At 66.6% G+C, this 19989-nt stretch carries 19 protein-coding genes and 1 pseudogene; 13 read left to right on the forward strand and 7 right to left on the reverse strand.

The features are described from left to right. Positions 1–1830 (reverse strand): hypothetical protein (locus EB084_04900; GenBank protein NDD27588.1); only part of this gene is annotated, 1830 nt, incomplete at its 3' end. Positions 1831–2334: 504 nt separating this feature from the next. Between EB084_04900 and EB084_04905 the strand changes: the two genes are divergently transcribed. Beyond that, positions 2335–3996 (forward strand): hypothetical protein, encoded by a 1662-nt coding sequence (locus EB084_04905; GenBank protein NDD27589.1) that lies wholly within the window; start codon positions 2335–2337, stop codon positions 3994–3996. A gap of 70 nt (positions 3997–4066) precedes the next feature. Here the strand turns inward: EB084_04905 and EB084_04910 are convergent, their stop codons facing one another. Next, the gene (locus EB084_04910; protein ID NDD27590.1) at positions 4067–6064 is read right to left on the reverse strand and encodes a hypothetical protein; all 1998 of its coding nucleotides are present in this window, start codon (positions 6062–6064) and stop codon (positions 4067–4069) included. 239 nt (positions 6065–6303) lie between these two features. On the opposite strand from EB084_04910, the gene EB084_04915 reads away from it, so the two are divergent. Genes EB084_04915 through EB084_04925 form a run of 3 tightly spaced genes read left to right on the forward strand, consistent with a single transcriptional unit; the run spans position 6304 to position 8642 of the window. Further along, positions 6304–6735, forward strand: a complete 432-nt coding sequence (locus EB084_04915) for a hypothetical protein (GenBank protein NDD27591.1) — start codon at positions 6304–6306, stop codon at positions 6733–6735. A 57-nt stretch (positions 6736–6792) separates the two neighbouring features. After that, positions 6793–7206, forward strand: coding sequence for a hypothetical protein (locus EB084_04920; protein ID NDD27592.1), 414 nt, complete (start codon positions 6793–6795; stop codon positions 7204–7206). 50 nt (positions 7207–7256) lie between these two features. Further along, positions 7257–8642, forward strand: coding sequence for an amino acid permease (locus EB084_04925; protein ID NDD27593.1), 1386 nt, complete (start codon positions 7257–7259; stop codon positions 8640–8642). Here the strand turns inward: EB084_04925 and EB084_04930 are convergent. After that, positions 8627–9124, reverse strand: coding sequence for a TrmH family RNA methyltransferase (locus EB084_04930; protein ID NDD27594.1), 498 nt, complete (start codon positions 9122–9124; stop codon positions 8627–8629). The two genes, EB084_04925 and EB084_04930, sit on opposite strands and share 16 nt — an antisense overlap. A gap of 336 nt (positions 9125–9460) precedes the next feature. On the opposite strand from EB084_04930, the gene EB084_04935 reads away from it, so the two are divergent. Then, positions 9461–11089, forward strand: coding sequence for a hypothetical protein (locus EB084_04935; GenBank protein ID NDD27595.1), 1629 nt, complete (start codon positions 9461–9463; stop codon positions 11087–11089). Positions 11090–11120: 31 nt separating this feature from the next. Beyond that, positions 11121–11606, forward strand: coding sequence for a hypothetical protein (locus tag EB084_04940; protein NDD27596.1), 486 nt, complete (start codon positions 11121–11123; stop codon positions 11604–11606). Between the two features lie 47 nt (positions 11607–11653). Here the strand turns inward: EB084_04940 and EB084_04945 are convergent, their stop codons facing one another. The 3 genes from EB084_04945 to EB084_04955 all read right to left on the reverse strand — a co-directional run bounded on the left by EB084_04945 (position 11654) and on the right by EB084_04955 (position 13895). Further along, positions 11654–12628 carry a hypothetical protein gene (locus EB084_04945; protein NDD27597.1) on the reverse strand — a complete coding sequence of 325 codons (975 nt, stop codon included), beginning with the start codon at positions 12626–12628 and terminating at the stop codon, positions 11654–11656. Next, positions 12574–13080 carry a hypothetical protein gene (locus tag EB084_04950; GenBank protein ID NDD27598.1) on the reverse strand — a complete coding sequence of 169 codons (507 nt, stop codon included), beginning with the start codon at positions 13078–13080 and terminating at the stop codon, positions 12574–12576. The genes EB084_04945 and EB084_04950 overlap by 55 nt, the downstream gene beginning before the upstream one ends. 119 nt (positions 13081–13199) lie before the next feature. Then, positions 13200–13895: a prepilin-type N-terminal cleavage/methylation domain-containing protein gene (locus tag EB084_04955; protein NDD27599.1), complete on the reverse strand. Its 696-nt coding sequence runs from the start codon at positions 13893–13895 to the stop codon at positions 13200–13202. Between EB084_04955 and EB084_04960 the strand changes: the two genes are divergently transcribed. The 6 genes from EB084_04960 to EB084_04985 all read left to right on the forward strand — a co-directional run bounded on the left by EB084_04960 (position 13887) and on the right by EB084_04985 (position 18754). Continuing rightward, positions 13887–14420: an acetyl-CoA carboxylase biotin carboxyl carrier protein subunit gene (locus EB084_04960; protein NDD27600.1), complete on the forward strand. Its 534-nt coding sequence runs from the start codon at positions 13887–13889 to the stop codon at positions 14418–14420. The genes EB084_04955 and EB084_04960 overlap by 9 nt on opposite strands. A gap of 22 nt (positions 14421–14442) precedes the next feature. Further along, positions 14443–15708, forward strand: a complete 1266-nt coding sequence (locus tag EB084_04965) for an acetyl-CoA C-acetyltransferase (GenBank protein NDD27601.1) — start codon at positions 14443–14445, stop codon at positions 15706–15708. Continuing rightward, a complete protein-coding gene (locus EB084_04970) occupies positions 15705–16457 on the forward strand; it encodes a PilZ domain-containing protein (GenBank protein NDD27602.1) in 753 nt (250 codons plus the stop codon). Before EB084_04965 ends, EB084_04970 begins: the two co-directional genes overlap by 4 nt. Next, on the forward strand, positions 16454–17026 hold the full coding sequence (locus tag EB084_04975; GenBank protein ID NDD27603.1) for a hypothetical protein: 573 nt from the start codon (positions 16454–16456) through the stop codon (positions 17024–17026). The genes EB084_04970 and EB084_04975 overlap by 4 nt, the downstream gene beginning before the upstream one ends. A gap of 61 nt (positions 17027–17087) precedes the next feature. After that, the gene (locus EB084_04980) at positions 17088–17966 is read left to right on the forward strand and encodes a 3-hydroxybutyryl-CoA dehydrogenase (protein NDD27604.1); all 879 of its coding nucleotides are present in this window, start codon (positions 17088–17090) and stop codon (positions 17964–17966) included. Positions 17967–17980: 14 nt separating this feature from the next. Further along, a complete protein-coding gene (locus EB084_04985) occupies positions 17981–18754 on the forward strand; it encodes a hypothetical protein (GenBank protein ID NDD27605.1) in 774 nt (257 codons plus the stop codon). Here the strand turns inward: EB084_04985 and EB084_04990 are convergent. Further along, a pseudogene (locus EB084_04990) lies at positions 18713–18961 on the reverse strand (DUF2625 family protein). The gene EB084_04985 and the pseudogene EB084_04990 overlap by 42 nt on opposite strands. 56 nt (positions 18962–19017) lie before the next feature. Here EB084_04990 and EB084_04995 point away from each other — a divergent pair. Next, a complete protein-coding gene (locus EB084_04995; protein ID NDD27606.1) occupies positions 19018–19776 on the forward strand; it encodes a spheroidene monooxygenase in 759 nt (252 codons plus the stop codon). Positions 19777–19989 lie beyond the last annotated feature (213 nt).

Consider the following 19989-nt stretch of genomic DNA (forward strand, 5'->3'; position numbering starts at 1 on the left):
CTGACCGTTCGAGGCCTGCACGGGACGAGCCGTGGCCGCCGCGGGCTTGTCGTTCTTGCGGTTGAGCGCGAAGGGCACGGTGTTGCGGCCGGGGCCCTGGGCGCCCTGACCCGCCATCGACTGGGCCTGCGAGGAGGGCATCGCGCTGGCGCCAGGCTTCTGCGCCTGACCTCCGCCGGCCTGGGCGCCCGCACCCTTGCCGCCACCCTTGCCGAGCTTCTCGAGCGCCTCGTGCAGCTTCTGGATGTTCTCGCTGGCCGCCTGCGCGTTGTTGAGGTTCTGCTGCTGGGTGCGGGAGAGCTGCGCCTGACGCGCCTGGTTGTCCTGGGCGCGGGCCGCGAGCTCGCGACCTTCGCGGTTGAGCTGGCCCGCGCGCTGCTGGGCCTCCTTCAGCGTCTCCTGGGCGCGCGACACGCGCATCTTCGCCTCGTTGAGCGCGCTCTCGGCCTTGCGGAGCTCCTGCTCGTTCTTCTGCTTCTTCTGCTCGGTCTTCTTGGCCATCGGGTTGTCGAACACGTTCTTGGCGTTGGCCGTCTTCTGCTCGTTCTGGGCGCCCTGGAGCGCCTGCTGCGCCATCTGGAGGGCCATCTGGGCGGCCTGCACAGCCGCGGTGCCCGAGGCGACGGCGGGGGGCTTGGCGGGGTTGGGGATCATGATGAGGCCCGCGGGAATCATGTCGGGCAGCGCCTGCGCGGCCTGGAGGATGCCCTGTGCGACCTGCAGGAGCATCTGGCCGGCCTGCACGCCCGCCTGCCCCTTCTGCACGTCCTGGGCGGCCTTCGCCAGGTTGTTCATGTCGAGGCCCAGGATCTTCTGGTCGCTGCTCTTGACGCCCTTCAGGCGCTGGTCTTCGGCCTTTGCGGCTTCGACCTGCCCCCCCGCCTGGTCGACACCGGAGAGCTGCTGGCCGAGGTTCTGCTGGCTGTTCGACACTGCCTCGGCGGCCTGGCTGCGGGCGTCGGCGTTGCGGCCGAGGTCGGTCTGGATCTGTGCGCCCTCGGCGTTCAGCGTGCCCAGCGACTGGCCCGCCTCGGCGGCCTTGCGCGTGGCTTCGTTCTTTGCCGACTCCTGGTTGTTGATCTCGTTCTGGATCTGCGTCTGGGCCTGGCCGTCGCTCTTCTTCACCGACAGCTCGGTCTGGGTGTTGCCGCGCACGGCGTGGAGGGCGTCGGCGTTGGCGCCGTTCGAGGCCATCGGCGCGCCGCCGCCGACCTGGGGCAGGTTGCCCGTGCTGCCCTCGCTGCGGTCGAGGGGATTCTTCTTGTCGTCGCGGCCGCGGCCGCGGAGCAGGTCTTGAAGGCTGGAGAGGCCCGCGCCCGGACGACCCGCGGCGTTCATCGGGTTGCCGTTGCCGAGGCCACCGGTCGCACCACCGAAGGGCTTGCCGCCGCCATCCTGGGGGTCACCCGCGGTCTTCTGGCTCTGGATCTGCTGGGTCTGCTTCTGGTAGGCGGCCAGATCGTTCTTGAACTGCTCGGTGGCGCCCTTGCTCTTCTCGGTGTGCGCGTTGCCACGGTCGCGGACGTCCCAGCCCACGCCGGTCTTCTCTTCGTCGCTCTCACCGCCGCCCGCGGGAGGCGCGGCGGGGGCCTGCTGGGGCTTGGGGGCCTCGGTCTTGGCTGCCTGGGCCTTCGGCGCGTCATCGCTCTGCGCCATCGAGAGGAACGAGCCGACGAGGGGGTGGCTGTCGCCATCTTCCTCTTCCTCGCCGCTGAGGCTCAGACCGCCTGTCATCGCGGGCGACCACAGCTTCTGTCCCTGCGACACAAGCGACGTGCGCTCGGTGCCGTGGACGCTGTTGTGGCTGTAACCGGTGCGGATGGCTTGCATTTTCCGTTCCCCCTGGTCTCTTGTCTGGGGGGTTTGAGCGGCGGTTGCACCCGGATTGCGTTTTGAGATGTAAACGTTTTGCGCGATTATTGTTAAAAATTTGGTTCAGTGCACGGGTACGTCGACGCGACTCGGCGCCGGCCGCAGGACTTCTCCCCCCTGTCTGTGTACCTTTCGCCCTGACAAGAGGTAAGGGAGGGCGCCGTGAAGAGGTTGTTGCTTGCCGGGGCTGTCTGGTTCGGCCTCTCCGTGGCCGCGTCGGGCCAGGTGCCCACGGGCGCTTCGACCACGCCGTCGTCGCCTGTCGCGCCTGCGTCTTCCCCTTCCCCTGCTCCCACAGGTCGCGTGCGCACCGCGAGAGCCGCCCGGGAAGCGCAGGCGCTTCCGCGGAGGGGGGGGCTCTCTCCCGGCACCCCGTCGCCCTGGGGAATTCCCCCTGAGATACTGGGGCGCGCCTCGCACGGGGCGTTCTGGTATGTCCAGCAGGTGGTCACTGCGGCGTCGATGTCGTTCTCGCCCGTCGCTGAAGCGCGCAAGGTCGCGTTCGCGTCAACCATTCCGCTGCGCTCAGATCGCCTGGCCCTGGGAACGCGGGTGTCCATCCCGGTGGGCGGGAGCCCGAGCAACGGCGTCACGGGCAGCAGCTTCCAGCTGGCCCGAGGGGGATCGGCCACCACGAGCCTGGTGTACGGGCTGGCCTTCCCGCTGGGCGAGGGGAAGGTCGTGTCGGTGGACGCGATCACCTACGCCCGGGGGGGCAACGATCTGCTCGCGCGCAGCTGGGGCGCGACCCTGCCGTACGGCGCCTTCGTCGATCACAGCCGCGTGACCGCGTACTCGATTCCCGGCTTCTCGACCCAGCTCGGACGGGTGACCTATCTCGGCGAGGGGCTGAGGCATCGGCTGCGCGCGGTGGTGGGAGACTACGTGCCGGTGATCTATTCCCCCGTCGAGGGGGCACGCGAGCGCAACTTCATCGACCTCGGCAACCTCACGTTCCGCCCCTTCCAGGCCAATCTCTCCATCCTGGGGTTTGGCACGACCTACCCCTTCGATGTCCAGTTCGGACCGTCGAGACCGGCGGTGCGAGGCGCCGATGTCTACCTGCTGAGCGGCGACATCGAGCTCGAGCTGCTCTCTGCCCACCAGGAGACCCATCCCAGCGAGCCCAGCGACAGGTACCAGTACCGCGCCTCTGTCGGTGGACGTGCGGCGATTCAGAAGCCCGATTGGGGAATCGGGGTGTCGGCGTTCAACATGTACGGTGACAACCTCAGGGTGCCGACAGACCCCACCCGCGGAATCGTGGCGGGCGGGCACGAGTTCCTCTGGGCCCTCGATGGGTCGTCGAAGCTGGTGGGTGACCTGAGCGTGTTCGGCGCGTTTGCCTCGAGTCGCTTCGACCGCAATGGCGTTGCGTTCAGCAAGGAAAGCGACGCGGTTGTGGCCGGCCTCGTGCAGCGCGGCTGGCCGGGCAGGCAGGGCGAGGTGCGCCTGCAGTACCAGTCCATCGGACCGAACTACGAAGACCTCAACGTGCGCAACCAGGTCTACATGCCGGCCAACTACGCTGTCTGGAACCTCAGCGCGCGCTACCCGTTCCGAGGGGGGGGCCTGACAGGCAGCGTGCGCCAGCTCGGCCAGCGCAACCCTGGGCTCGTGGCACGTGACGCGTATGCCAATGCCGACGTCTTCTTCCCCTCGAATGCCGCGAACCAGGTCCGGGGCCAGATTCTCGACTGGCTCGTCACGGCGGACGTGGCCATTCCCAAGACCCCATGTCGTCTCTATGCCTCGTGGGAGGAGGTGTCATTCGACCGCGGAGCAACCCCTGGCCTCGCGAATTCGGCGACCCGGCGCTCGGTGGGTCAGCAGACGGCCATGCTGCGCATCGAGGCGAGTCCGCAGGTGATGGTCGACGTGGGCGTGGTCCACTTCCAGAGCGGGGGAACCCTGGGGACGTTCAATCGTGACGTGCTCCTCAACGAGAAGCAGACCGTGCCGCGCGTTTCGGTGACCTGGTCTGCGGGGCGCGATCTGAGTGCGTACCTCGCTGTGCAGCGGTTCACGCACGTCGACGGCCTGTCGATCTCGAGAGGTCTCAACAACTACAATGCCGACACGGTGCTGCTCGAGGTTCAGTCGCGCTGGGGGGGGCGGCTGTAGCGCTTGCGTGGCCCGCGCGACCCGGCGCACCGCTTGATGCGCTCCAGCGAGTGGTGGTCGGGTTCCGCTCTCAGGCGCTGAGCGACATCTCGACGTGGGGGGTCAATGGTTCGTCGACCACGTTCGAGTCGACCGAGCTCTGGGCCAGGGCGAAGCGCAGCCAGCCATCGACCGTGGGCTCGTAGCCGTCTGCGACCCAGTCGAGATGCGCGTCGAAGGTCACGGTGATCGGTCCGGTGATGTGCTCTCCGCTGCGGATCCAGGTCGGCCAGTCGCGGTTGTAGGTGTGCGTGCGGGCCTGCGTCGCATCGTGGCCGGGCAGCACCCAGGTGTCGGCCTGGAAGGCCAGCAGCTCTTCGAGATCAGCGTCAGCGGGAAGGTCGAACTGCTCCCTCACGAAGGCGTGCAGCTCTTCGACGAAGCGGTGTGCGCGGGTGAGCACGTCGTAGGCCACCGTCTTGTGGAGCTGCATGTCGAGCCCGTCCCACGTCGTGCTGGCGCCTGACCATGCGATCTGGTCTGCGTATGAGGGCCCGGCCATCATGCGCTCCCACACGCTGGCGATGACGTTCGCCATGACCCCTTCGTTGGCGAGCTGCCAGCGCATGAGGGCATCGTAGAACACGCCGCCGCCGTATCCCGTGAGGCGCTGCACGTGCGCGCGCAGCGGGCGGGTGATGCCGTACACCTCGAGGGCGTTCACCACGGCGACGAACAGCTTGGCTTCCGCCACGTCGAGCTCGCTCATGGTGTTGGTGGCCAGCACGGTCTCGATCTTCTCGTCGAGGAGCTCCGGGTCGTCAGCGCGCAGGCCGCGCTGCGGATCGAGAGACGAGATCACGGTCTTGAGCCCCCATCGCTCGCGATACTCCGGCTTCGCCATGGGGGCGTTGGGGAGGATGGTGCACGGGTAGATGCGGATTCGCTTCACGTGCGGCCACGACGCAAGATCGGCGTACCCTTCCTTGAATGAGTCGGTGGTCTCGCCGGGGAGCGGGATGATGAGATCGGGGCTCAGGGAGTAGCCGCTCTTGAAGTAGGTGTCGGAGAGGCTTCGGTAGCCCTCGAGCGGGATGTTCTTTCGCCCGATGGCCTCGAGCGATTCGTTGCTGAGGGTCTGCAGCGAGAAGTTGACGTTGAAGCCTTCGGTGTCGAACCCCTCATCGTGGATGATCTGGTTGATGCGGAAGGCGCGGTCCTTGTTGTTCTTGGCGAACCCCAGGGGGTAGAAGGCCTGGGGGAAGCCGGTGCGGCGCTTGAGGTCGGCTACGTACTCCATGATCTTGATATCGCGCTCGAAGACCCCGAAGTTCGAGTCGTTGAGGATGACGGTCGTGATGCCGTTGGCCGAGATCCAGTCGAGCTCGCCGCGCACCCAGTCCTCGGAGTGCTGACGGATCTTGCTCATGGTGCTCATGCCCCAGTCGCAGAAGGTGCACGAGTAGGGGCATCCTCGCGAGGTCTCGAGCGATGCGAGCACATGCACCGGCATCTCGTCGCGCAAGGCCTCTATCTCTTCCATGAACGCATTGAAGTAGCCGCTCTGATAGGGGCCAGGCACGTCGAGCACCTTCATGCGCTCGGCGGGCGCGGTGAACACCTGTCGACCGTCGCGCACATAGCTCACGCCGCGCACGCTGGCCAGGTCGGGCTCGGGCTCGTTCAGCGCCCGCAGGAGATCCCGGAAGGTCTGCTCACCCTCACCGTGCACGCATACATCGACAAAGGGGTGGCGCTCGAAGAAATCGCTGGGCTCGTTGGGGACGTGCGGACCACCGAACACGACCCGGCAGGCCGGCCACTGCGTCTTGATGGCCTCGGCGAGACGAATCGAGTTCTGGAAGTTCCAGACGTAGACGCTGAAGCCCACGAGGTCTGGCGGGTCGAAGCGCGCCATCATCTTCTCGACGCCCTGCATGCGCCACACCGCGGGACCGAAGCGCCACGTCGTGCGGAGGTCTTCGTGCTGATCGATGTAGGCGCGCAGCATGCCGTCGATGTAGGGGACGTAGACGGTGGGAGCGGGCATCTCGAGGCGCTGCAGGTTTACGATGTAGGCGCGCTTCATTCGTCCGGCCCTCCTTGGTTCTCGTGATGGGTCTGAGTCGGGGCGAAGGCTGATTTGCACGCCCCATCGTGGCGTGCTCGGTGAAGATTCGACGCAGACCCAGGGGCATGTCCTGTTCGGGGCCCGTGCGAACGGGTATCACGAGAGAGGGTGCCCGTCCGGATGTGTCGACCGCCGGTGCTCGTGGCGACGCGGATGTGGACCTGGCACAGAGCCATCGCGGTTCGAGGGAGACGGGAATGGAACGCACCAGCAAGAGCAACGGAGATGGGCTTGCCTCGCCGGGCGATCGCCTGAGGGTGGCGCTGCGCGATGTGGGCGATGTGATGCGCGGCGCGGCAGCCGATGCGAGAGCGGGTGCGTGTGCCCGCCTCGATCACGACCGCCGCCAGGTTGCGCGTGGCCTCGAAGAGGTGGGACGCGTGCTCGATCAGGCCACAGACCTCCTTCGTGAGGATGGGCATGTCGGGGTGGCGCTCGGGACGCGACGCCTCGCCGCCGGACTTGATCGGGCGGCGGCCTGGACGGCATCACGGTCGCTCGAAGACATCGGTTCTGCCATCGGAGCACTTGCTCGTCGCAGGCCGTGGCTGATGGCCGGCGCATGCATTGCCGTGGGCTTTGCCACCGGAAGGATGCTGCTGTCTGGCGAGGGCGTGAAACCCCATTAGGGCTGGTATTCTTGGCACGGACGGCAACGAACGCATTCGCTCGAGGAGGTCCATCTCATGACGGCAGCCCAGACGACACCACTTGCCCCACTCTCCATGCCGGAAGCGCTTCGTTTCCTCTCGCACCCCCTTGGAATCGCCCTGGCGGGGTTCGGAGCCGGTTTCTCGATGGCGATGCTGCTGCCCGTGGGGCGTCTCGATGCCAGCGCCACGTTGCGCCAGCTGGCCAGCGAGGCGGCGGAGGTGGCGCGGCAGACCCTTGCCCCGCCTCCGCAGGATGAGGTTCAGGGCGACCGTGTGGCTTCGGTCGCCGCAGAGCAGCCCGAGCACCCCTACGACGCCCTCCCTCGAGAGTTCCCCTACGAAGAACCCGTGGCCCTGCTGCGTCGCTTGAGCTTGCACGACCGGGACGAAGAGGAGCCCATCGTCGACCTGCGCAACGACGTGGTGGGCGACGAGCACCCGTTCTGATCAGAGACGGGCGGAGGAGGAGAGGCATGGTCTTCTTGAATCGCCCCTGAGTGACGCATCTCGACGATCGCAACGACCTCCCCCGCAGCCTGGGGTTCTTCGACACCACCACCACGGTGGTGGGCGCCATCATCGGAACGGGCATCTTCCTGAAGGCTTCCGCCATCAGCCAGCTGCTCCCCAATCCCTGGCACGTGGCGCTGCTCTGGGCGGTGGCGGGGGCGTTGTCACTGTTCGGCGCGCTGGTGATCACCGAGCTTGGGGGGATGTACCCCCATTCGGGCGGCCTCTACCTCTACCTCACCGAGGCCTTCGGACCATTCGTCGGATTTCTCTTCGGGTGGGCGATGCTCGCCCTGATACAGACCGGGTCGCTGTCGGGCATTGCCGCGGGCGTGATGCAGGCCACCAGCACCCTTCTCGAGCGCTTCGGTCACGCGCCGCTCGCCGCCGACGAGCAGATGATCGGCGCCATGGACATCGTCATGCTGCTCACCCTCATCAACTGCGTGAGCGTGCGTGCAGGCGCCAGCGTGCAGAACTTCCTGACCGTCTTGAAGAGCCTCGGACTCGTGGTGCTCCTCGCGGGCATCGCCCTGGGGGGGAAGGCCAGCACCGCCAACTGGGCGGCCGGACCGCCCAACACGCATCTGGCGCTGGGGGCGGCCTTCGGACTGGCCATGATCAAGGCGCTGTGGGTGTACGACGGCTGGATCGACGTCAGCTTCATCGCGGGCGAGGTCGAGAACCCGCAGCGCAACCTGCCTCGCGCCATGCTGTTTGGCATGGGGTTCATCATCGCCATCTACGTCGCCATCAACGCGGGTTTCCACCTGCTGATGCCGGTGGCCGACGTGCAGACCTCGAAGACCGTTGCAGCTTCGGCGGCGGGTGTTCTGGCGGGCGGCGGCGCGGTGCTCGCCATGTCGGTGGTCATCGTGCTCTCGTCGCTCGGCGGCCTGAATACCTCGCTCCTGACGGGGGGGCGCGTCTACTTCGCCATGGCGCGGGAGGGCATGTTCTTCTCTTCGGTGGGGGCCATCCATCCGCGGTTCCTCACGCCCCACGTCTCCCTCATCCTGCAGGGGATCTGGTCGTGCGGGCTGCTGCTCGCGTGGTCGCAGTTCGAGCGCATCACCGACAACGTCATCTTCTGCTACTGGATCTTCTACGCCCTGGGCGGAGTCGCCATGATGGTGCTTCGGGTCCGGCGTCCCCATGCCGAGCGCCCGTACGTCTGTCCCGGCTATCCCCTGGTGCCCATCGCGTTCGTTCTGCTGTCTGCGGCGCTCATCGTGAACACCATCATCGAGCAGCCCGTCGACTCGGCCCAGGGGCTCGCGCTGCTGGCCAGCGGCGCGCTGCTGTACCCCTTGTTCCGGCGGGGCCCTGACGATGCGGGCGACGCCCCTTCCGAGGGTCAGTCTCCCGTGTAGTGCCAGAGGGCCAGACCGGCGGCGACGGCGACGTTGAGGCTGCTCTTGACGCCCCGCATGGGGATGTGGACGTGGTCGTCACAGGCGTCGAGCACCTCGGGGGAGACGCCCTCCACCTCGTTGCCCATCACGAGCAGCGCTCTGGGGGGGCGGCAGGCCTGACGCAGGGGAACGGCGCGCGTGGTCGACTCGAGGGCCACCACCCGACACCCGTGCGCCCTTGCCGCGGTGATGACGGGCAGGGCGCTCACCGCGTATGACCATGGCACGGACGCATGCGCCCCCAGGGCCGTGCGCACGATCTGCCCCTGGGGAGGCGTGCCGCTGATTCCCGTGAGGAACAGGTGCGCGCCTCCCAGGCCATCGAGGGTGCGGAAAAAGCTGCCGATGTTGAAGAGCGAGCGCACGTCTTCAGCCAGGAGGTACACGCCGTCTCTCCAGGCCACAGAACGGTCTCCTGCCTCGGCGGCCCGGCGGCGCATGGCCTCCTCGTGCTGACGCCGTCGCGGGCGAACCGTCGCCCCACAGGTGGGACAGCGGGTGGCTCGGGCGTCGGGGGCGGCTTCGAAGGGGGTCGAGCAGCAGGGGCACAGACAATCTTCAATCCGGAACGTCAAATTTACATCCTCGCAACAACTTCCCTCCGTGGGTGTGCTATCATTACGTCAACAAGGAATGGGCTGCCTGTCCGGCGTCCCCCCCGCATCTCTGTGGGAGCGACCGGCAGGGGAGCGGCGCGTGCGCCGTGAGGACGTATCCAGGCGGCGCGTGATGCGCTCACTGCCGTCGACCACCCCTTGAGCGAGAGAGAGTTCTTGATGCAGGTCTCGATCAACCAGACGCTTTCGTCATCGGGCAATCGGGTCTTTCCAGGGTCGGAGCCACCTTCCACGCCGTCGGCTCCCGTTGTGGGCGACGCCGTCGAGCTCTCCCGTGCCGCGGGCGCATCGCCCAGCGCGGCAGACGCCAAAGCCACCCCCTACATCATCACGCCGCCCGAGGGAGGCAAGCCGCTCTCGCGCGAGGGCCTGCAGCGCCTTCTCAGCCAGAACGGCCTGCGCGGCAGCGTGCTCACCGACGAGATCCCGCTCACCGGAAGCATCACCGGTCGCCTCGACCGCGCCACCGTCGCCTTTCTCGAGAAGCAGGGCTACGTTCTCATCTCTGACGAGACCCAGAAGTTCATCCTTCCGCACCCGAACGATCAGAAGCGTCAGGGCACCCACTTCGACGACGGCAAGGTGGCGACGCCCCCCTCGCCCGAGCCTCGCCCCGCGCAGACCGAGTCTCGCTTTGACGCCGAGATGCTGCAGCGCTTCACCGGCAAGGGCGTGAACATCGCCTTCCTCGACACGGGTGTCTACCCGCACCCTGATTTCACCCGCCCCAACGACCGCATCGTCGCCTTCGTCGACTTCGTCAACGGGCGCTCGGTCCCGTACGACGACAACGGCCACGGCACCCACGTGGCGGGTGACGCGGCGGGCAACGGCGCCATGTCCGAAGGCCTGTTCCGCGGCCCGGCGCCCGGCGCCGGCATCATCGGGGTGAAGGTTCTCAACAGCAAGGGGGGCGGGCGCACCTCCGACATCCTCAAGGGCATCAACTGGGTCATCGAGAACCGCGAGAAGTACAACATCCGCGTTCTCAACATGTCGCTGGGCAACCGCGCGTCGGTGAACGCCCAGAGCGACCCCATCTACCAGGCCGTCGACCGCGCCGTGGAAGCGGGCATCGTGGTGGTGGCGGCAGCGGGCAATGAAGGGCCCGAGCCGCACAGCATCAACACCCCCGGAGACAACCCCAACGTCATCACGGTGGGGGCCTACGACGACAACAACACGGCCGAGCCGAGCGACGACCGCATCCCGGACTTCTCTTCTCGCGGGCCCACGTACGCCAACATCGCCAAGCCCGACATCCTTGCCCCTGGCGAGGCCATCATCGGCCCCAACGCGCCCGTGTCTCCCACCGAGGAGCAGGCCCGCAAGTACGAGCAGATCAACCAGACGCTGCAGTGGCTGCGCGGCCTCGACGACGCCTCTCTCCTGCGCGTGCCTGAAGACATGCTTCGCCTCATCGGGCTCACCGACGAGACCCTGCAGAAGATCAAGGACTCTCCCGCCCAGGCGCGCACGGAGATCGAGCGTCTCATCGCGGCCACCGATCGCACGCCCCTGGTCGACACCAGCTACGTCGGCACCCCGGGCACCTCGGTGGCGGCCCCCATCGTCTCGGGCGTGGTGGCCGAGATGCTCGAGGCCAACCCTGAGCTGACACCCGCAGAGGTCAAGAGCATCCTTCGTGACACTGCGCGACCGCTGCCTCGGTATGGTGCTTTCTCGCAGGGTGCGGGTGCCATCAACCCGGAGGACGCCGTGGCGGCCGCCTACGCGAAGAGCCCGGCGGGCAGCCAGATGACCCTCGACGAGGCCACCGCAAGCTGAATGTCAGCCCCTGTTTCGAGGTGAGCCGATCGTGAGCATGCGCTGCCCGGCCTGCAAGACCAAGACGTTGCAGCCCTATCGCGACAGTGCCATCGGTCTCGAGATCGACGCCTGCACCGAGTGCAACGGCCTGTGGTTCGATCCGAAGGAGCTCACGACGTTTCTGCAGAGCGACGCAATGAAGCGGCGCTTTCTCTGGGCAGACGCGGTTCCCGCGGAGAGCGTGGGATATGTGATCAACACCACCCGTCGTCGCTGTCCACGCGACGAGTCGGGCATGAACGAGAAGATCTATGCGGGCATCACCCTCGATTTCTGCCCGCAGTGCAAGGGCCTCTGGTTCGACGACGGTGAGGTGCGCCAGGTCATGGAGCGCTACAAGCGCGGCATGGCGAGTGGTGACGCCGATGTCGCCAAGGAGATGCGCGCGGGCATGAGCGGTCGCAAGGCGTCGTCTGAGGGTGGGGGCCTGGGTGGTTTCGTGGAGTTCCTTCGCGGGCTTGTGAGCGCCAGCTGATCGCGTGGCGCTGACGCCGCCTCGCGATGCCTGCCTCAGGGGCGGCGCTAGGCCCGCGTGGGTCGAATGATCCGGATGGCGCCCGCCAGCATCTCGATGGTCGCGGGCATGCGGCAGAAGAACTCGCCGTCGGCGTGCAGCAGCACCTTCGAGTGCCCGGTCACCAGCACCTTGCTCGCCGTGCGCGTGCTGTCGCGCTCGAGCTCGCAATGACGTCCGGACAAGATGCGTGGCAGCTCGGCGAGCATGTGGAGGCGACCGCGCCAGGTCCGAGAGATCACGTGGAACAGCTTGTCGTCGAGAAGGGCTTCCGGAGCGACCGGGAACGCGGCGCAGAAGGCAGGCGTGTTCGCCACCAGAAGCTGCGTGCACCGCTCCCAACGGTCAGTGGTCGAGAACCGGAACTTCACGGGGTGGAGCCGAAATTTCAGCAGCGCGCTGACGGCGGCCATGGCGCCGAGGGGAATCTTCTGCGGCCCGGCGACATCGACGCTGTCGGCAAACGCCAAGGCGTCGATGCCCACCCCCACCACCTCTTTGAAGACAAAGCTGGTGGCGGGGCTGCGACTGATCACCCTCCCCAGATCGACAGGGGCCGGCGTTCCGCTCTCGATGACGCTGCAGGCTTCTGCCACGTCGGTGGGGATGCCGAGCGATCGGGCGAAGTTGTTGAACGTGCCGATGGGAATGATGCCCAGTGCGGGCCCCTGCGCGGAGGAGCCGGTGTCGACCAGGGCGCGGATCACGACGCCAACGGTGCCGTCTCCTCCGGCCACGACGATTCTCTCGAAGCCTTCATCGGCGGCGGCGCGCGCGCGCGTGCTCATGGCTGCCGGCCCTTCGACTGTCTCGAGGGTTGCTCCGGCGAGGTGCGTCTTTATCGCGTCGTTGAGCCCCGGATGCTTGCGCGAGACACGGGGGTTGGAGAGGACGAGGATGCGGCTCGGCTCGCGCTCTGCGCTCACGGCTACTTCCCGCTCGGCATTCTGACCTCGATGCCGAAGACCTGTTCTCCCAGGCAGAGAAAGCGGATGCCTTCTTTCGGATAGTTGACGTCAGGGCCGTACTTGCCCTCTTTCACCACGCCCGTTCCGTAGGCGGTCTGGACCTCTGAGATCTTCGAGTCGACGCTCAGGCCGTTGGGGGTGCGATAGGTCGAGCTCAAGACCATGATGCTGCTGACCTTGCCCGAGCGCACGAGAATCGTGAGCTTCTGCTTGAAGTACTGCAGCACGGTGAGGCTTGTCTTTCCTTCTTGAACGGGCACAGATGGGTCGCCGCTCTCGGCGGCCGGGCCGCGCAGCTGTGGCTTGCCGAGAATGCCGGCGACCTGCTCCTCGGTCATGCCGAGATGCAACGGCCCCACGGATACGCCCGGCACGATGGTGCTGGCGTCATCGGCCAGGGCCGCGCGCACGGGGAGCAGCGCGACGATCAGGACGAGCGCGAGAAGGGAGAGGCGGAGGCGGGACATGGATGCATCACTCCAGTAGGTGTGGATACGACGTGTCGCTTGGGTTGCGCAGTTGTTGGCCAGCAGGCGGGCTCAGACCTTCCTGGCGGTCGCCCGATCACGCTTCGCGTGCCGAAGGGCTACAGTGACTTCACGGTGATGGTGCTCGTTCCTTGCACGCTGCGCACCTCGCTTGTCACCGAATCGTTGGAGATGGTCATCGTCAGGTCTGCACCGGCTCCCCCAGAGCTGTCGAACACCTGGATGACCTTGCCCGCCACGCCCTTGTCGTAGAGCCTCACGTACCATGGGTTCGTATTGATGTTCGACGCGACCCATGAATCGAGATCGGCGGTGAGCTGGACCTGCCCCTTCATCGGGTCGAGCGAGATGTTCCCCTTCTTTGTGTTGCCCTGGAAGAGCTGGGCCTCATCGAAATTGACGCTCGCGCTCGTCGCGGCCGCGTTGGTCAGGGTGGTCTGCGTCCCCGTCGGGGCAAAGGCGCGCGCCTGGCTGGAGGCGTCGCTGAGGATGGACTTGACGCGGTTTGCGTCGGCGCCCACCGAGGTGTTGCTGTTGGCACGTCGCATGTACGTCACGCCGATTGCCATGATCACGGCGGCGATGGCAATGACCGAGATGAGCTCGATGAGGGTGAATCCTCTGCGCACACGCATGCGGGCTTCTGTCGACTCCTGTCTGTCAGTGGGTCTTCTGTGTGTGGTTCCACGCGCGCAGGTCTCGCGCCTGCCGATGCCGAGCGGCCGGGGCTTGAAGGGGCCGCGCCGTGCCGGAGGACTCCGACGGTGCTTCGAGTATATAGGCGAATGAAGCATCGAGTCGAGATCGGCGGCAAGACCCACGAAGTAGAGACGCTGACCTCACGCCACGTCCGCGTAGACGGAGAAGACCTCTTCCTCGAGATCGCCGAGGGTCACGTGCTGCACGAGGGGCGCTCCTTTCGGGCGCACGTGCGCCGTGATCCGAAGGGAGCCCCCATCGCGGTGGTGGTCGAGGGGGTCGAGGTACGCGTCGCTCTCGAAGATCCGATGGCCGGCAGACCGGGCAGGCGCGGACGCTCCGAGGCCTCGAGAGGCGCCTCCAGCGGGCGCGTGACGGCCCCCATGAACGGTCAGGTCGTCAACGTGCTGAAGCGCGCGGGGGAGCAGGTTGCTCAGGGGGAGGTCGTGCTCGTTCTCGAGGCCATGAAGATGGAGAACGAGGTTTCCGCCCCCGTGGGTGGTCGCCTTTCCTCGATTCAGGTAGAGAAGGGCGCCACGGTGCGCTCTGGTGATCCACTGTTCATCATCGACCCCGATGAGGCGCCCGCTGATCCGTCGCAAGCGCCTGCAAACGACTGATAGGAGCATTCCCGCAATGAGTATGACCGCAGAGAAGACCTCCGCCTATGGCGAACCAGCCCTCGATCCTGCTGTGAAGCCCCGCCGGCGTCGCCCAGAACGCCCCGATCCCGTGATCGTGAGCGCGGTGAGAACCCCCATCGGAAGGTTCATGGGCGCTTTCGCTTCGGTCCCGGCACCTGTGCTCGGATCACATGCGATTCGCGAAGCGGTGAAGCGCGCGGGCATCGAGCCGGGCGAGGTCGACGAGGTGATCATGGGCAATGTGGTCTCGGCTGGGCTGGGCCAGAATCCCGCGCGGCAGGCCCTGCTCAAGGCCGGTCTGCCGGACACGGTGTCCGCGCTCACCATCAACAAGGTCTGCGCCAGTGGTCTGAAGGCCCTGGTTCTGGCCTGCCAGGCCATCCTCGCGGGCGACATCGATTGCGCCGTGGTCGGGGGCATGGAGAACATGAGCCGCGTTCCCTATCTTCTCACCGAGGCGCGCAGCGGTTATCGCCTCGGGAACGGCAAGCTGGTCGACGCCATGATCAACGACGGTCTGTGGTGCGCCACCCACGACTTCCACATGGGCGAGACGGGTGAGCTCGTGGCGGAGCGGTACAGCTTCGGGCGTGAGGCGCAAGATCAGTACGCCCTCGATTCGCATCGCAAGGCGGTGGCGGCCATCGAAGGCGGGCGCTTCAAGGCCGAGATCGTGCCGGTTCCCGTGCCCGGTCGCAAGGGCGAGGTGACGTATGTCGACACCGACGAGAGCCCTCGCGCCGATTCCAGTCTCGAGTCGCTGGGACGCCTCCAGCCCGCCTTCAAGAAGGGCGGCACGGTCACGGCGGGCAACGCGCCCGGCGTGAACGATGGCGCGGCGGCGCTGGTGGTCATGGCGGCCGAGCGCGCTGAAGAGCTGGGTCTCAAGCCGCTTGCTCGCGTGCGCGACTGGTTCACGGCCGGTCTCGATCCGGCCTGGGTCATGCTCACGCCGGTGCCCGCGGTGCGCGGCCTTCTCAAGCGCAACCCCGAGCTCAGCCTCGACAGGTTCGACGCCTTCGAGGTGAACGAGGCGTTCTCGGTGCAGAGCATGGCCGTGGCGCACGAGCTCGGTCTCGATTCCGCGAAGGTCAATGTCAACGGCGGTGCGGTGGCGCTCGGTCATCCCATCGGGGCCAGCGGAGCGCGCATCATGGTGACCCTTCTCCACGCGCTGCAGCAGCGCGGAGGCAAGCAGGGGCTCGCGACGCTCTGCCTGGGGGGCGGCAATGGCGTCGCGGTGGCCGTGGAGATGCTCGGTTGAACTTCTTCAAGCGGCTGCTGGGCAAGCCGGGGAAAGACGATGCGTCAGGTGAGCGGCCCGCGGCACAAGACACGGGGGGCGCGGTCTTCAACATCGAGCCGTTCGACTACGAGGTTCGCATGGTTCACCTGCCAGAGCGCGGATCTCCTCAGGTCTGGAAGAGCCGCTCGATGTACGCCGACCCCAAGTACGTGTACATCACGCCGCCTCCGGAGTGGAATGGTGAGATCCCCACGTCGCAGCCCGTGACCCTCTACTTCATGACCGAGGCCCGTGCCACCGAGTTCGATGCCGTGCTGCTCGCCCATCGTGAGCACGGTGAGCTGCTGGTTCGGGTCGAGCGGCCGGAGAAGATGGCGTGGAAGACCAAGGACGGGGCGCCCGTGAACCAGAAGCGCAAGTTCGTGCGCATCGAGGTGTCTCTTCCCACCCACCTCGCGCTCATCGTTCCCACGCTCGGGGGGAGCACCCTGAAGGTCGACGAGCCGCACGATGCGCGCATGATCGATCTCAGCCTCGAGGGGTGCCTGCTGCTGAGCAACTTCGAGCCGGCGCTGCAACGTCTGGTCGAGGTGCGCGTGCTGGGCCCGGTCTTCCCGCTCTCGGTGCAGGGCAAGGTGGTGCGGGTCCAGCTCGGCATGACACAGGGCTATCAGTACACGATTGCCATTGTCTTCCAGAGCATGACCCAGGTCACAAAAGACATGATCGGGCGCTACATCGTCGATCGGCAGCGTGAGCATCGATGACCGACAAGACACCTCCGAGCGAATCAGACGCTTCCGGAGAGGTCGAGGCACCCAAGGATCCACCGCTGCGCCGTGCGCCCAAGACGAATCTCATGGCCCAGGCGCAGCGCGATCTCGAGGCTGCCACCCAGCTGCAGACCATCAAGGCGCAGACCCTCGGGCAGCGAACGTTCCGCGCGCGCAACCTCGATCCCGGCATGGCTCCGCTTCTCCTTCCGGGTGACATCCTCGAGATCGGGGGGGCCAACCCGATGAAGATAAAGGCCAACGATTTCATCTACTATCGCCTGGTCGGTGATGACCACCGCCTGCGCAAGGTGGTTCGCCGTCGCAATGATCTCGAGGACGTTGCCTTCGTCGTCTGCGACGGCAGCGGCAAAGAGGACACGGTGCTCTACACCAGCATCCTCGGCGTTCTGATCTCATACGAGCGTGACGGCCGGATCGTTCGCCTCCAGAAGGAGGCCGTGTCGGTCGATGTCTCCGATCTCGGCTACCAGGTGAAGTGGTTCTTCTACGACGCCTGGAACAGGATCCGCAGCCTGTTCGACCGAAACCCGCGCCGCTGAAGACGAGCGTGACGGCCGCCAAGGGCGCGCCGCTCCCGACTCGAGACAAGAGGTTGCGAACATGCAGATCGAACGCGTTGCGGTCATCGGGGCCGGCACCATGGGCAACGGCATCGCCCAGACCTTTGCCCATCACGGGTTTTCGGTGGTTCTCGTCGATCAGTCTTCCCCGGCCCTCGACCGCGGAATGGCCAACATCGAGAAGAACCTCGACTTTCTCGAGAAGAAGGGCCTGCTGAGCGCTGAAGACCGCGCCGCGGTGCGTGGACGCATCGAGCGCTGCACCGACGTCACGTCGCTGCGCGATCTCGATCTCATCGTTGAAGCCGTCTTTGAGGACGAAGGCGTCAAGAAGCAGGTGCTCAAGCAGGCGGAGGGTGCGCTTCGCCCCGATGGCATTTTGGCTTCGAACACCTCATCCATCTCCATCACAAAGCTGGCCGCCTCCACCGCGAATCCATCGCGCTTCATCGGCATGCACTTCATGAACCCCGTGCCGCGCATGGAGCTCGTCGAGATCATTCGCGGCGCGCAGACCGATCCCGAGGTCGTGAAGACCATCGTCGCGCTGAGCCGCCGTCTCGGGAAGACGCCGGCCGAGTCGGAAGACTTTCCCGGCTTCATCGCCAACCGCATCTTGATGCCGATGATCAACGAGGCCATCTATGCTCTCATGGAGGGCGTGGGCACGCGCGAGGCCATCGACACCGTGATGAAGCTCGGGATGAACCACCCCATGGGGCCGCTCACCCTGGCAGACTTCATCGGTCTCGACGTGTGTCTCGCCATCATGAACGTGCTGCACGATGGCCTGGGCGATCCGAAGTACCGACCTTGCCCGTTGCTGCGCAAGATGGTCGACGCCGGGTACCTGGGGCGCAAGAGCGGCCGCGGCTTCTATGAATACGCTCCCGCCCCCGCCATGGCCGGCGCACGCTGATCAGAGAGAGGCACATGCACGTGAAGGTCACCGCAACCACGCCCAACCGCATCGATCTCGCGGGAGGAACGCTCGACATCCATCCGCTCTATGTCTTTGAGGACGGGGGACTCACCGTCAACCTGGGCATCGACATCATCAGCCGTGCCGAGGTCGAGACCCGCGATGATGGGCGCGTGGTGCTCCACTCGCGCGACCTCGACGTCACCGAGACATACGCCTCGCTGGCCGACGTGAAGGTAGGCGGCACCCTTGACCTGCTGGCGCGCGCGGTTCGCTTCTACGCGCCTTCGATGGGGGTGACCGTGACCACGAAGAACGACGCGCCCAAGGGCTCGGGGCTCGGTGCGTCGTCGGCCCTGCTCATGGCCCTCAGCGGCGCGCTCGCACGGGTGGCGGGTGACGATGCGCCGGTCGAGCGCTACATCGACTGGGGGGCCAATCTCGAGGCGCAGAACATCGCCATCCCCACGGGGAAGCAGGACTACTACGGCGCCATCTACGGCGGCGCCAGCGCGATCTGGTTCGAGCTGCGGGGCAACCGGCGCGAGTCGCTCGATGACGGCAGCGGCTTCCTCGATACCCTCGAGCAGCACCTCGTGCTCTCGTTCACCGGCATCTCGCACTTCTCCGGAACGAACAACTGGGCCATGATGAAGCGCTACATCGACCGCAGCGGTGACACCGTCGAACGGCTGCACGAGGGGCGAGGGGCCCAGGCCATTCCACCGGGCGAGGTCTCCCTCGAGGCGCGCGCAGCCGCCACCGAAGAGCCGCACCCAACCTGAGTCGATGAGGAGGCCGCCGGTCTGAAACGCGATGGCGCCCATCGGCGAGCGCGTCGTCACCTGCAGCGCGAGCAGCACGTCCTTGCTGCGCGAGGGGAGCGCGTCGAGCACTTCGATGGGCCCGTTGGTCGCAGCCTGGAGCCAGGCGCTGACCAGAGGCCAACCCGGCTCACTGGCATTGATGAGTTCTTCGAGGGGCTTCGGCATGACCCGATGGTAGCCGCTCGACGCGTCTGTCTGGCTGTGCTGTACGCGTCTGGCCGATGACGTCGATGACTTCAGCGCCCGTGGTGGGCCAGGTGGGGGTGCTCGCGCTGGTCGACTTTGGCGAAGGCTCTCGCTGGAGAGGCCTGCGGCACCTGGTGTTCGGGCGGTGGGCGCTCGCGCGATGGGCGGGGCTGCGCTTCGGCAAGGTGCTCGGGAGCGGGTACGAGGGCGGCTTTGGCGTCAAGCCCAGCTCGTCTCACCAGGGCTTGTTCTGCACGTTCGACGACGACGCGGCGGCCGACGCCTTCCTCGAGTCGTCGAAGCACATCGGGCTCTACCGTCAGCACGGCGCGAGCTGCATCAGCTTCAAGGTGCGCGCGTACTCGATTCGCGGCGCGTGGGGGGGCGTCTTGCCGCTGGGCCAGAGTGTCGAGCGCCCCGCCACGGGGCCGATCGCCTCGCTGACGCGTGGCTCGATTCGCCCCACCCGGGCCAGCCGGTTCTTCAGCTTTTCGCCCGCCACGGAGGAGGCCATCATGCGGCACCCTGACGCCCTGCTGGGCATCGGCCTGGGCGAGGCGCCGCTGTTTCGCCAGTGCACCTTTTCCATCTGGAAGAGTGAGGCCGCGCTCATGGACTATGCGAGGGGTCCCGCCCATCAGGCTGCGACGCAGGCCGCGCTGGCCGAGAGTCACTTCTCCGAGTCGCTCTTCAGCAGGCTCATCGCCTACGACGCGCGCGGCTCGTGGAAGGGGATTGAGGCAGGGAGCCTGGGGCTGCCACGCCACGTGAGCCCCACACCTGCCACTCGGTGAGCGGTGCAATGGGACTGGAATCGGGAGCGCATGCAGCGCGCTCTGCTCATCGCCATGTTCATCGCGTGCGCGTTGGCGTGGGCGGCGGCCCCGGCGATGACCAACTTGAACCCGGGCACCCGGCCGTCGGCGCGCACCGGCGCGGGCGTGGCGAGCGGAACCTTCCCCGATGCGGGTGAGGGCTGAATGTTGTTCGGCGGCAACGCCCTGTTG

The sequence above is a fragment of the Pseudomonadota bacterium genome (assembly GCA_010028905.1).
GTDB lineage: Bacteria > Vulcanimicrobiota > Xenobia > RGZZ01 > RGZZ01 > RGZZ01.

Bases quoted from the DNA above. Each gene is read 5' to 3' on its own strand.
- EB084_04955 (NDD27599.1), bottom strand. From the start codon at position 13,895: ATGCTTCATTCGCCTATATACTCGAAGCACCGTCGGAGTCCTCCGGCA.
- EB084_04975 (NDD27603.1), top strand. From the start codon at position 16,454: ATGACCGACAAGACACCTCCGAGCGAATCAGACGCTTCCGGAGAGGTC.
- EB084_04980 (NDD27604.1), top strand. From the start codon at position 17,088: ATGCAGATCGAACGCGTTGCGGTCATCGGGGCCGGCACCATGGGCAAC.
- EB084_04995 (NDD27606.1), top strand. From the start codon at position 19,018: ATGACGTCGATGACTTCAGCGCCCGTGGTGGGCCAGGTGGGGGTGCTC.
- EB084_04910 (NDD27590.1), bottom strand. From the start codon at position 6,064: ATGAAGCGCGCCTACATCGTAAACCTGCAGCGCCTCGAGATGCCCGCT.
- EB084_04960 (NDD27600.1), top strand. From the start codon at position 13,887: ATGAAGCATCGAGTCGAGATCGGCGGCAAGACCCACGAAGTAGAGACG.
- EB084_04915 (NDD27591.1), top strand. From the start codon at position 6,304: ATGGAACGCACCAGCAAGAGCAACGGAGATGGGCTTGCCTCGCCGGGC.
- EB084_04920 (NDD27592.1), top strand. From the start codon at position 6,793: ATGACGGCAGCCCAGACGACACCACTTGCCCCACTCTCCATGCCGGAA.
- EB084_04905 (NDD27589.1), top strand. From the start codon at position 2,335: ATGTCGTTCTCGCCCGTCGCTGAAGCGCGCAAGGTCGCGTTCGCGTCA.
- EB084_04935 (NDD27595.1), top strand. From the start codon at position 9,461: ATGCAGGTCTCGATCAACCAGACGCTTTCGTCATCGGGCAATCGGGTC.
- EB084_04965 (NDD27601.1), top strand. From the start codon at position 14,443: ATGACCGCAGAGAAGACCTCCGCCTATGGCGAACCAGCCCTCGATCCT.
- EB084_04930 (NDD27594.1), bottom strand. From the start codon at position 9,124: ATGCGCCGCCGGGCCGCCGAGGCAGGAGACCGTTCTGTGGCCTGGAGA.
- EB084_04985 (NDD27605.1), top strand. From the start codon at position 17,981: ATGCACGTGAAGGTCACCGCAACCACGCCCAACCGCATCGATCTCGCG.
- EB084_04950 (NDD27598.1), bottom strand. From the start codon at position 13,080: ATGTCCCGCCTCCGCCTCTCCCTTCTCGCGCTCGTCCTGATCGTCGCG.